Origin of the sequence: Rhodococcus sp. ACS1 (assembly GCF_002300155.1) — a bacterium.
Lineage (GTDB): Bacteria > Actinomycetota > Actinomycetes > Mycobacteriales > Mycobacteriaceae > Rhodococcus_F > Rhodococcus_F koreensis.
The window spans coordinates 720,305-732,512 of sequence record NZ_NSDZ01000002.1; the positions used below are offsets into that span (position 1 = coordinate 720,305).

The following is a 12,208-nucleotide window of genomic DNA, read 5'->3' on the forward strand; positions in this document are numbered from 1 at the left end:
AACCACCGTGTGTGGCCCCCTCGTCGCGGCGAGGGGGCCACACACGGTCACGACCCGTACCCAGCAACCGGAAGAGGAAATGATGAAGCAGACTTCAGACTCGATGAACGTGCTCGTGACCGGCGGCAGCCAGGGCATCGGATTGGGCATCGCGGAGGTGTTCGCCGCCGCCGGTGCCCAGGTCGCGATCGCGGGCCGCAATCCCGCGAAGCTGGAGAAGGCCCGCGCACGGCTGGCCGAACTCGGCGCGACGGTCGCGACGATCGTCGCCGACGTCGCCGACCGCCGATCGTGTACACGGATGGCCGCCGAAGCCGAAGAGCTGCTCGGCGGCCTCGATGTGTTGTGCGCCAACGCCGGAATCTACCCGGAGCAGACACTCGAGCAGATCACCCCGGCCGAGCTCAACGATGTATTCGCCACCAACGTGCACGGCATGATCTTCAGCGTCCAGGCGTGCCTGGATGCGCTGACCCGATCCGGCCGCGGACGGATCGTGGTGACCTCGTCGATCACCGGACCGACCACCGGATTTCCCGGGCTGAGTCACTACGGGGCCAGCAAGGCCGCCCAGCTGGGCTTCGTGCGCTCGGCAGCGCTGGAACTCGCCGCCCGCAAGATCACCGTCAACGCCATCCTTCCCGGCAGCATCCGCACCGAAGGTCTCGATGGTCTCGGCACCGACACCATCGCCCGGATGGAATCGTGCATACCGCAGCGTCGACTGGGTGCCACTACCGACATCGGGCACGCCGCATTGTATTTCGCCAGTGAGGGCGCAGGCTTCGTGACCGGTCAGACACTGACCGTCGACGGGGGCCAGACCCTTCCGGAGGTGCCCGAGGCCGTGGTCAGCGCTTGAGCCAGGATTCGAGCGTGTGCCGGGTGCCGAGGATGTGCTCTTCCATTTGAGCGGCGGCGACCTCCGGGTCGCGGCTCTCGATGGCCTCGAGGATCGCCTCGTGATGGTCGTTCGCGTTGGGCTCGAGGCGGCCGAAGATCGCCCCCGTCGGAAGCCACATTTTGCGGCGGGCGTCGGCCACCGACTCGAGCAGATAGTCGTTTCGGCAGGCCTGGGCGATCCCCATGTGGAATGCGGAGTCGAGAGTCTGGAACTCGGTGACCCTGTGCGCGGACTGGTCCTGCATCGCGGCGTCGAGGGCGCTGTCCATGCTTTCGAGCAACGTTCGAAGCTTCGTGAGGTCGGCCGCTCGACGGCGCATCGCGGCCAGACGGGTCGCCCCTGTCTCCACCACGATCCGGTAGTCGAACGCATCGCGGACCGCTGTCTTGTTCTGACGCATCAGCCGGCGGGTCTCCGCCGGGTCGTAGGTGGGGGCTTGCACGGTGAATCCGCCGCCGCGACCGCGGCGAACCGCGATCAGGCCTTCCCGCTCGAGCACCGCCACCGCGGCCCGCACCACGGTGCGCGAGACGTCGAGCATTTCCGACAGCTCCCGCTCGGTGGGCAGCCGGTCGCCGGGGCGGAACTGACCCAGCTCGAGCGCCCGGCGCATCTGATCGACGACGAGTTCGTGTGCAGGAATCTGCCGGATCGGACCGAATCCGGATGGCGCTGCCGCGGCTGTTGTCATACGAGGCTCCTTTCCCTCGCCCCAATCTAGCGCACCACTCACCTTCATGTTATTTGCTCCAGCCTTTAGACCAAGTCTGCAACCCGGCGCCTGCGTCAGTCACGGAAATAAAAGACCTAAACACTTGACCAATCGTCCTTTATTGGTGAAACTGGGTCCATCGTGGTGACCACGGTCACGTGTTTGGAAAGGAACCCGAAGTGGGCAACAAAGTAATCGTCACAGGCGGCGCAGGAGTCATCGGACAGGCGATCTGCCGTCGGCTGCTGCAGAGCAGCTACACCCCGATCGCGGCGGATGTGAAGCAGGCGATCGACGCATTCGACCCGAATCAGGACGGACTGGAGGGCACCATCGCCGTGGCGATGGACGTCACCAGCCGCGAAAGTGTTGAGAGCGCCGTCGATTCGGTGACCTCCGGAGACGAGACGCTCGCGGGTGTCATCAACTGCGCCGGCATCCTTCGGGACTCATTCCTCGGCGAGCTCGACGAGGCCAAGCTGGAGTTGATGTTCCAGGTGAACATCGCCGGCATGGCACGCGTCATCGACGTCGCGGCACCCTTGCTGACCGAAGGCTCGGCCATCGTCAATGTAGGCAGCCTCACCGGGCACTTCGGCCGGTTCCGCGGCGCCTCGGTGTACGGCGCCACCAAGGCCGGGATTGCTGCGTACACCCGCTACCTGGCCGAGGAACTCGCCCCGCGCGGCATCCGGGTCAACAACGTCGCCCCCGGCGTCATCCGGGCCCCGATGAGCCCATCGATGGCGCGGGTCTCCGGCGGCGAAGAGGTCAGCGCCGGCTACGCGATGCTCAAGCGGATCGGTGAGCCCGAAGAAGTCGCCGAGGCTGTGGAGTTCCTCCTGTCCCCGCGCGCCTCTTTCATCACCGCCCAGACCCTGCTCGTCGACGGCGGTGTCACCGCATGGTGACCGCGAACGATCTCGCGACCGTCCCCGCCGAGATCTGGGGCGGGTCGGCCGAGGCTTGGGACGGGTCGGTCGAGGCCGCCAACGACGAGGCGTTTCGCCGCCTCAACGACGCCGACCCGTGGGTGGTCGACGTCCGGCCCGCACGCGAGGTGCTCCCCGGCTACCGCGACAACCTGGTGCTCACCTCCGGCGCTCCGATGCCGTGGGAGGCCTACGTCGGTGGGCAACGCGAAGCCCTGATCGGTGGCGCCATGTTCGAGGGCCTGGCCGCCGACCGCGACGAGGCGATCGCGAAGTTCGCCGACGGCAGCATCGAGATCGGCGCGTGCCACGACTACAACGCGGTCGGCTCGCTCGCCGGGATCTACACGGCGTCGATGCCGGTGTTCGTCGTCGAGAACCGGACCCACGGCAACGTCGGGTTCTGCAACTTCTACGAGGGCAAGGAACCGCGCCGGCTGAACTACGGCTGCTACGACGAGGGCGTCCACGAACGGCTCGAGCACGTCAATACGGTTCTCGCGCCCGTCGTCGGTGAGGCGATCCGCCGCCGCGGCGGCATCGCGCTCAAACCGATGATCGCCCGGGCGCTGCGAATGGGCGACGAGGTGCACAGCCGCAACGCCGCCGCCTCGATCCTGTTCAACCGGGAAATCCTGCCGTCGGTGCTGGACATGATCGAGGACTCCGTGCCCGGGGTCCGCGAGACCATGCTTCACCTCGCCGAGAACGACTACTTCTTCCTCCGCCTGTCGATGGCCGCGGCGAAGGCCTCCGCCGACGCGATGGTCGTCCCCGGCTCCACCCTCGTCTCCGCCATGGCGTTCAGCTGCCGCGGCTTCGCGATCAAACTTGCCGGCCTCGGCAACACCTGGTTCGAAGGACCGCCGCCGATCCACCAGGGCAAGCTGTTCGCCGGACACAGCGAGGACGAAATCACCTGGATGGGCGGGGAAAGCCCGATCACCGAGACCGTCGGACTCGGCGGCTTCGCGCAGGCCTGCGCCTTGTCGTTGCAGGACTATCAGGGCGGCTCCCCCGAGGTGATGATCGAACGTAACCGGGAAATGTACGAGATCACCCACGGCGAGAACAGCTCCTACCGCATCCCACTGTTCGGTTTCCGCGGCACCCCCACCGGTGTCGATGCCCGAAAGGTCCTCGACACCGCCGTCCTGCCAGTCATGGATGTCGGTCTCGCCGGTCGTGACGGTGGCCAGATCGGCGCCGGAGTGATCCGCGCACCGCGCGAGTGCTTCGCGGCGGCGCTGGACGAGCACGCCAAAAGGTATGGTCAATCATGACCGCGAGCGTGCCGGATCGGCGGTCGTTGCCGCTGACCTTCACCGGGCGGGTGGCGTTGGTGACCGGGGCCGCCTCAGGCATCGGTCGCGCCACCGCCGCCACGCTCATGGCCGCCGGCATCCGCACGATCTGCCTGGACCTGCGTGAGCCCGAGTCCTTTCCCGGGATTCCCGCCGACCTGCAGATGCGCTGCGCCGCCGACGTCACCGACGTCGCCGCGTTGCGGGCGGTGATCACCGAAAATACCGTCCCGGAAGGGTTGAGCTACCTCGTCAACTGCGCGGGGGTTCTCGACGACACCGGATTCGCGAACGTCTCCCGCGAGTCGTGGCTGCGGTGCCTGGAAGTGAACCTCATCGGTGCCTACAACGTCATCGATGCGGCCGGGGACCTGCTGCGCAAGTCCGAGTCCGGTGGGGTGGTCAATGTGACCTCGATCGAAGGCGCCCGGGTGGTGGCGTTGAGCAACCCGGACCCCACTCCCCAGTACGCCGCGTCCAAGGCTGGGCTGGCCATGCTGACCCAGTCCGCTGCCCGGGCATTCGCCGCCGACGGGGTCCGCGTCAACAGCGTTTCGCCGGGCTTCGTTGCCACGCCGATGGCGCTGGCGGCCGCGCACGAGGACACCGACGCTCTCCCGCCGTCACTGGCTCCGCGCGTTCCGCTCGGTCGTTTCGCGCGACCGGAGGAGATCGCCGATGCCGTCGTCTTCCTGCTCAGCGATCAGGCTCGGTTCATCACCGGGTCCGATCTTCGCATCGATGGAGGATTCACTCTCACATGAGCACCCTGAAGCCAGTCTCACCCGTGGTGGCGTACGAGGCGTCACTCGGGAGAAACGCACGCGTCGGCACTTGGGAAGAACTGGCCCAAGGGACCTTCCGCACCGCCGTCGATCGGTTCCGCCGAGGGCTGTGCGACGATGCGGCCGCTCTGGTCGAGGTCACCGTCCTCGAGGCCGAGGAACTGCGCGAAATCTACGAACAGTGGCCGGACCGGGCGATCGAGTGGATGACGACACACGGCGCTTCGGCGGACGACGTCGACGCGGCGGTTCGCCGTCTCACCGATCTGATCGGTGAGACGGCGATGGCCGGCATCGAGGCGGAGTGGGGACAATTCGTCCAGGCCGTCGACGTGGCGAGCGAACAGTGCCGCCGCAACGACCCCGCAGCGCCGGGAAGCATCGAGAATGCTCGACTGGTCTGGTTGGGTATCCACGACCGGGCGGTCGACCGTATCTCCGGAACGATCGACATCGCGGTCCGCCTGATCGGTGAGTCGTCACTCGGCGACCTGTGGAATTTCCTGATGGGCGATTGGTACGACATCCATGCCCGTCGCTACTCGCTGACGAACCAGAGTTGGAACGAATCGGCGCACCAACTGATGGTCGCTATCGTCGACGGGTTCCATGCCCACCTGACCGGGGTCTCACGACAGGGTGACATCGAGTTGATCGACGAGCCCGATCGCATCGGTTTCCGATTCGCTCCGTGTGGGTCCGGCGGTCGCTCGCTCGATCCCGACATCACCGCCGACCAGCCCCGCGCCGATGCCCCCTTCGGCTTCGCCGTCACCACCGAACCCCATGACTGGGCGTGGAACAAACGCGGCATCTGCTCCTACTGCGTCCACTGCTGTCTGCTCAACGAGGTCATCCCCATCGACCGCCTCGGCTACCCGACCAGAGTCATCGACCCACCGACGTGGCCGGAGAGCCGTGCCGACGCCACCTGCACCTGGTGGGTCTACAAACACCCCTCACTCGTACCCGATGCCGTCTACCGGCGCGTCGGACGCAACCCCGAACTCCGCCCGAAGGACCACAACCATGTCTAATCACGTCTCGATGACGCAGCTCGAGGTCCCCGACTACGACCTGGGCCTGCGCGGCAAGCTCGTCAAGTCGGACAAGACGGTCAGTCCCGCGAGTCTCGCCTTCTGCACCATCATCTACGGTCTCTCGTTGACCGACGAGGTGACCGACACGCCGTTCAGCAACGCCGAGAACGGCTACCCCGACATGACACTCGTCCCCGACGAGAGCACCCGGATCGATCTGCCGTGGCGTCCGGGGACGCAGGCGGTGATCGGAGACCATGTCGCACCCGATGGTCGCCCCTTCGAGGCGTCGCCTCGTGCGGTGCTCAAGTCGCTGATCGAGCGGTACCGCGCACTCGATCTCGAGCCCGTGCTCGGCTACGAGTACGAGGTGTGGATCTTCGAGGAGAACAAGGACTGCGAGCGCGGCGATCTGACGCGGTTCCAGCCCTTCGGGGCGACGGAGAACGCCTACAGCCTGACCCGTTCCGCGGAGATCGACCGCTTCGCCCAGCAGTTCATCGACCGGATGAACGAGATCGGCATCGAGATCGAGGCCTTCCATGCCGAACTCGGACCGGGTTTCTTCGAATTCACTCTCACCCCGCAGCCCGCGCTGCGGGCGGCGGACAACGCCGCTCGCGCACGCCAGTACCTGCGTGATCTGTGCGCCGAGCACGGACTTCGTGCGAGCTTCATGGCCAAACCGTTCGCCGACAAGTCCGGCGCCGGCGGCCATGTCCACTCGAGCCTCGCCCGCGGCGGCCAGAACGTCTTCGCCTCCGAACCCGGCAAGCTCTCCCCGGAGGGCAGTCACTATCTCGCCGGCCTGGTCAGCTCGATGCCCGACCTGGCGCTGATGTTCAATCCATTCGTCAATTCCTACAAGCGCATCGCGCCGGGAATGTTCGTTGCGGAGAAGGCAGCCTGGGGATACGACGACCGAAACGTGGCCTGCCGCGTGCTTCTCGGCGGGATCGGGTCGGCGCGCGTCGAACACCGCCGTCCCGGTGCGGATGCCAACCCCTACATCGTCGCCGATGCGTTGCTGGCCGGGGGTCTCGACGGCATCCAGCGATCCCTCGACCTGCCCCACTCCGGATCACGTGATGCCGGCGCGGTCGACCTGCCGAGCAATCTCGCTCAGGCCGTGGCGCTGTTCGAGTCGTCAGCACTTGCCGCCGATCTGCTCGGCAAGACCTTCACCCAGTCCTATGCGGCGACCCGACGGGCCGAACTCGAACGATTCGAGCAGTGGATGCACAACTCGATCACCGACTGGGAACTGTCCCGACACCTGGAGCACCAGTGAGCACACACATTCAGACCCTCGACCTCGACCAGTTCGAGGCACTCGTCTCCTCCGGGGAGATCGACACGATCGTCTGCGCGACCCCGGACCCGTACGGGCGCCTGGTCGGCAAGCGACTGACAATCCAAGCGTTCCGGTCGCTGGGCCTGAGCGGCGACGGGATCAACGCGAGTAGTTTCATCTTCGCCGTCGACCTCGAGATGACTCCGCTCAACCTGCCGGTGTCGAACTCCGCCAACGGATGGGCCGACATCCGACTGGTTCCGGACCTGACCACCCTGCGGCGGGTGCCCTGGGAGCCGAACACAGCGCTGGTGATCTGTGACGCCTACGAGTGCGGCTCGGACACGATGCTCAGCGTGGCGCCCCGCACCATCTTGAAGCGGCAGATCGAGCGTGCCCACCGAGAAGGACTGGAGTTCAAGTTCGCCTCGGAGCTCGAGTTCTTCCTCGCCGCCGTCGCACCCAACGACGCCTGGCAAGCAGGGTATCAGGACCTGAAGATGCTCTCGAACTACCGATCCGACTATCAGATGATCCAGTCCGGGCGGGACGACTGGTTCATCCGCCAGATCCGAAACCAGATGCCGCAGTTCGGGATCTCGGTCGAATCATCCAAGCCCGAGTGGGGTCTCGGCCAGCAGGAGATCACCCTCGACTATTGCGACACCCTCGAGATGGCCGACCGCCATGTCCTGTTCAAGTACGGGATCAAGCAGCTCGCGCACCAAGCCGACTTGACCGTGACGTTCATGGCCAAGCCGAAGATCGACGACGTCGGCTCTTCCTGTCACCTGCACGTGAGCATGTGGTCGACCGAGACGGGAAGGCCGCTGTGCTGGTCGGAGACCGCCGACGGCGGAATGTCGGCGAAATTCGGCTCGTTCGTCGCCGGCCAGCTCGACAACGCTGTCGACATCAGCCTCCTGTTTTCCCCGACAGTCAACTCGTACAAGCGGTTTCAGCCGGACCAGTTCGCTGGATCGGCCATCGCACTCGGCGAGGACAACCGTTCGTGCGCCTTCCGTCTGGTCGGGCACGGACCGTCTTACCGGGTCGAGAACCGGATCCCCGGTGCCGATGTCAATCCCTACTACGCCTACTCGGGCACCATCGCCGCGGGGCTCGACGGCATCGAGCGCCAATTGCCGACGCCCGCGATCTTCAGCGGAAATGCCTGGGAAGGGCGCGACGTCGAACTTGTACCGACGTCGATGCACCGTGCGATCGATCTGTTCGCCAAGAACAAGATGGCGCGTGCAGCCTTCGGCGACGAGGTCTACGAGCATCTCCTCGCCTCCGCCCAGGCGGAGCTGACCTCCTTCGATTCCCACACGGTGACCGATTGGGAAACCCGCCGCTACTACGAACGTGTCTAACACCCTTGTCCATGAAAGGACCGCCATGCCATTGGATCCCATCGCCCAGAAGATGATCGACGACTCCCGTGCGTCGGGGCGACCGAACGCCCACCTGTTGCCGGTGGAGACCGCGCGGCAGAACTTCGAAGACACCTTCGGGGCGCTGACGAAGCCCGCGATCCATCACACCGTCGACGTCGAGATTCCCACGCGCGATGATGAGGGGATCCGCGGCCGGCTTTATCTGCCCAGCGAGGCGACCGACCTGCCGCTGACCGTGTACTTCCACGGCGGCGGCTGGTTGCTCGGCAGCATCGACTCCCACGACGTCACCACCCGGCTGCTGGCGACCGAATCCGGCAGTGCCGTGCTGTCCGTCGACTACCGCCGCGGTCCCGACTACCGCTTCCCCACCGCAGTCCACGACGCGATCGACGCCCTCGAATGGGCGATCAGCGGCGACGCCCGGCTGCCGGTCGACATCACCCGCGTCGCCATCGCCGGAGACAGCGCCGGAGGCAACCTCGCCGCCGCCGTGGCGATTCATGTGCGTGACACCGGCGTCGCCAGGCTGCGTCACCAGCTGCTCGTCTACCCCGTCACCACCTGCGACCTCGATTGCGGATTCGACGACGAGTACCAGGGAATCATGCTCGAGCGCGACGAGATGCAGTGGCACCAGGACAACTACCTGCCCTCCCCCGACTTCGCGCAGGACCCGCGGGTGGACGTCTTGTCGGCCGATCTGAGCGGGCTACCCGACACCACAGTCATCCTCGCCGAATGTGATCCGATCCGCCCGCAGGGCGAGCTGTACGCCGAAGCGGCGCAGGCCGCGGGCGTCGCGGTCGAGGTGCACCAGACACTCGGCATGGTGCACGGCTTCTTCGGGCTCGACGAGGTGTTTCCCGCGGCCACCGCCGCCATGGAGTTCGCCGGTTCCCGGCTCGCTCGTGCCTTCGATCAGGAGCTCGTGCGATGACCCGCACCGCGCTCGTCACCGGTGCGGCCGGCGGGATCGGGCTCGCCACGGTACATCGTCTGGTCAAGGACGGTGTCCGGGTCGTGGCCACCGACGTCAAGGAACGGGTCGACGATCTGCCCAGCGGCGTGGAGTACGTGGCGTTCGACCTTCTTGCCGGCGAGCGTTTCGACGACCTGTTCGCCTCCTTCTCCGACGGCGGCCTGGACTACCTGGTCAATGCGGCGGGTGTGGCGTTCTTCGATCGCGACGGGTCGACGCTCGACATCGAGGAGTCGATCTGGGACACCACCCTCGGTATCAACCTGCACGGGCTGCGGAAGGTGATCAGGGCCGCGATCCCCCATTTGCGACGTGGTCAGGGCCGCAGCATCGTCAACGTGGCCAGCACCGCCGGGGTCCGCGGGATGGATTCTCCCCTCGACGCCTACCAGGTGAGCAAGGCCGCCGTGGTCTCCTTGACCCATGCCCTGGCGTTGCAGCTGGGCCCCGAGGGAATTCGGGCCAACACCGTGTGCCCCGGAGCGATCCTCACCCCGATGATCGACTACCTCTACGAGCGGGCGCCCGAGCGCCGCACCGACATGGAGAACCGGACACCGTTGCGCCGGCTGGGCCTCCCCGAGGACATCGCGGCCGCAATTGCGTTCCTGCTCTCCGACGAGGCGTCCTTCATCACGGCCGTCGACCTGGTCGTCGACGGCGGTTGGACAGCACAGATCAAGTAGCGACGCCGCGTGGTCGGGTCTCGGAGATCCGATCCCGGACACGCTCACACGCGCACCACCCCGGGGAGCCGATCCATCCCGGCCGCCCCCGAAAAACCCCTCAGCATCAGCAAATTTCCCTCTGGGGATTGACATCCACCTTAAAGGCCTAAATACTGAACCAATAGAGGTTTGGGGTTAGTCCACACGGTCCCAGACTCCGGCCCCAGTACCAAGCCTTCAGACAGGAGAACGCCATGGCACCCAGCGCACGCGGGCGGACCACAGCACGAGTTGCCATCATCGGTTCCGGATTCAGCGGCATCGCAGCCGCGATCGCGCTGAAGAAGAAGGGGATCGAGGACTTCATCATCTTCGAGCAGTCCCCCGGACTCGGTGGGACCTGGTGGCACAACCGGTACCCGGGCGCCGAGGTCGACCTCGAGTCCCACATCTACTCGTTCTCCTACGAGCGCTATGACTGGAGCCGCACCCACGCCGGATGGCAGGAACTGCAGGGCTACCTCGAGCACGTCGCCCGTAAGTGGGACCTGCACAAGCACATCCTCTTCAACGAGAAGGTCGAGAGCGTGACCTGGTCGGACGAGAACCACGACTACATCGTGGCCACCGAATCCGGCACCGATCACGGACGGTTCATGTCCGTCATCAGCGCGGTAGGCTTCCTCAACATCCCGTTGGTTCCGCCGTTCGCCCGCGGCGAGAGCGACTACGAGGGCGCCCTGTGCCACACCTCGCGGTGGATCGACGGCCTCGATCTGACCGACAAGTCGATCGGCGTGGTCGGCACAGGCTCGTCGGCAGTCCAGGTCGTCACCGAGGCCGAAAAGGCCGGCTCGGAAGTGAAGATCTTCCAGCTCGAGCCCAACTGGTTGCTCCCCAAGAACAGCCGGGACTTCACCGAACAGGAGCGCAAGCTCAACCGCTTCGCACCGATCTACGCCTGGCGGCGGTTCAAGCTGTACGCCGACTACGACAAGCGGCAGTACCGGGCCAGTCACGCCCGCTCCGATGGCCGGACCAACAAGGTCAAGCGTCAGCAGTCGCTGGAATTCATGCAGCGCGAGCTCGGTGATCGTCCCGATCTGATGGAGCTGGTCACCCCGAAGTTCGCCTACGAGGCCCGGCGCACCGTGGTCAGCGACACCTACTACGCGGCGCTCAAGAGCCCCAAGGTCAGCCTGGTCCCCCACGGCGTCAAGGGACTCACGCGCACCGGCGCCGTCGACGCCAACGGCGACGAGCACGACCTCGACGTCATCATCCTCGCGACCGGGTTCGACGCAGCGAACTACCTCGGCAACTACCGGGTCCGCGGCGAGAACGGCGCCGATCTGCACGGCCACTGGGAAGGTGAGCCCGAGGCCTTCCTCGGGATGATGGTGCCCGGGTTCCCGAACTTCTTCATCATGTACGGCCCGAACACCAACGCCATTCCGCTGGTGTCCTTCTACGAGGCGCAGGCCAGCTTCGCCGCCGGGCTGATCTCCCGCGCCGTAAAGAAGGGCCACACCCGAATTTCGGTGCGGCGCTCGGCATTCCTGATCTACAACGACTGGGTACAGAGCGCGTTGGGTAAGACCGTGTGGGCCACGACCCGCAACTACTTCCAGGCCGGAAGCGGCAAGATCGTCTCCCAGTGGCCGTTCAGCGCATCGGCCTACATCGCGGCGACGAAGTTGCTGCGCCGGCTGGCCGTCAAGACCGACTGACGGCCCTGAACTTGCCGGCACCCGCGCCCCAGCCTGATCGGGTGCCGGCATCCTGCTCCAGCCGTTGGACACCGGCTGGACCGTGGGAGGGGAAGCTACTCGGAGCTTCCCCTCCCAATTCGGCGCCACAACGCCGTGGGAGAACCGCCCGCCGCGACACCACCGTGTCGCGGCAGGTTACACCGCGTTCCCCGCGAGAGCACCACTCCACCGCACCAATGCCGTGTCGAACGAAGATCACCGGTACACCGTTGCGGCAGAAGACTCTAGACCCGTGAAACAGGCTGGATGCCAGCCACACCCATGACTGCCGACGTCAGTCGAGAAAGAGATAGCCACCATGACGAGCGCAGCAGATACCTCCGAACTAGCGGCGTTCGCGCCGAGCCCCGAGTTCACCGCCGCGGCCAACGCCGGCCCCGAACTGCAGGCTGCCGCAGACGAGGACCGACTCGCA

The 12,208-nt window shown here is 66.0% G+C and carries 11 protein-coding genes; 10 read left to right on the top strand and 1 reads right to left on the bottom strand.

Annotated features, from left to right (window positions below; genetic code table 11):
- Positions 1-82 precede the first annotated feature (82 nt).
- Positions 83-862 carry a 3-oxoacyl-ACP reductase FabG gene (gene fabG / locus CJ179_RS10505; protein WP_095861450.1) on the top strand — a complete coding sequence of 260 codons (780 nt, stop codon included), beginning with the start codon at positions 83-85 and terminating at the stop codon, positions 860-862.
- Here fabG and CJ179_RS10510 read toward each other — a convergent pair.
- Entirely contained in the window at positions 852-1,595 is a 744-nt protein-coding gene (locus CJ179_RS10510) for a FadR/GntR family transcriptional regulator (protein ID WP_072937560.1), read from the bottom strand. The two genes, fabG and CJ179_RS10510, sit on opposite strands and share 11 nt — an antisense overlap.
- A gap of 200 nt (positions 1,596-1,795) precedes the next feature.
- Here CJ179_RS10510 and CJ179_RS10515 point away from each other — a divergent pair, with 200 nt between their 5' ends.
- The 9 genes from CJ179_RS10515 to CJ179_RS10555 all read left to right on the top strand — a co-directional run bounded on the left by CJ179_RS10515 (position 1,796) and on the right by CJ179_RS10555 (position 11,751).
- A complete protein-coding gene (locus CJ179_RS10515) occupies positions 1,796-2,527 on the top strand; it encodes an SDR family NAD(P)-dependent oxidoreductase (protein WP_095861401.1) in 732 nt (243 codons plus the stop codon).
- A complete protein-coding gene (locus tag CJ179_RS10520) occupies positions 2,521-3,831 on the top strand; it encodes a DUF1116 domain-containing protein (protein WP_095861402.1) in 1,311 nt (436 codons plus the stop codon). The genes CJ179_RS10515 and CJ179_RS10520 overlap by 7 nt, the downstream gene beginning before the upstream one ends.
- On the top strand, positions 3,828-4,616 hold the full coding sequence (locus tag CJ179_RS10525; RefSeq protein WP_095861403.1) for an SDR family NAD(P)-dependent oxidoreductase: 789 nt from the start codon (positions 3,828-3,830) through the stop codon (positions 4,614-4,616). Before CJ179_RS10520 ends, CJ179_RS10525 begins: the two co-directional genes overlap by 4 nt.
- Complete coding sequence (locus CJ179_RS10530; RefSeq protein WP_095861404.1) at positions 4,613-5,674, top strand: hypothetical protein; 1,062 nt, start codon at positions 4,613-4,615, stop codon at positions 5,672-5,674. The genes CJ179_RS10525 and CJ179_RS10530 overlap by 4 nt, the downstream gene beginning before the upstream one ends.
- Entirely contained in the window at positions 5,667-6,968 is a 1,302-nt protein-coding gene (locus tag CJ179_RS10535; protein WP_095861405.1) for a glutamine synthetase family protein, read from the top strand. Before CJ179_RS10530 ends, CJ179_RS10535 begins: the two co-directional genes overlap by 8 nt.
- Entirely contained in the window at positions 6,965-8,347 is a 1,383-nt protein-coding gene (locus CJ179_RS10540; protein ID WP_095861406.1) for a glutamine synthetase family protein, read from the top strand. Before CJ179_RS10535 ends, CJ179_RS10540 begins: the two co-directional genes overlap by 4 nt.
- 25 nt (positions 8,348-8,372) lie before the next feature.
- Positions 8,373-9,311, top strand: coding sequence for an alpha/beta hydrolase (locus tag CJ179_RS10545; protein ID WP_095861407.1), 939 nt, complete (start codon positions 8,373-8,375; stop codon positions 9,309-9,311).
- Complete coding sequence (locus CJ179_RS10550; protein WP_095861408.1) at positions 9,308-10,039, top strand: SDR family NAD(P)-dependent oxidoreductase; 732 nt, start codon at positions 9,308-9,310, stop codon at positions 10,037-10,039. The genes CJ179_RS10545 and CJ179_RS10550 overlap by 4 nt, the downstream gene beginning before the upstream one ends.
- Positions 10,040-10,275: 236 nt before the next feature.
- The gene (locus tag CJ179_RS10555) at positions 10,276-11,751 is read left to right on the top strand and encodes an NAD(P)/FAD-dependent oxidoreductase (RefSeq protein WP_095861409.1); all 1,476 of its coding nucleotides are present in this window, start codon (positions 10,276-10,278) and stop codon (positions 11,749-11,751) included.
- Positions 11,752-12,208 lie beyond the last annotated feature (457 nt).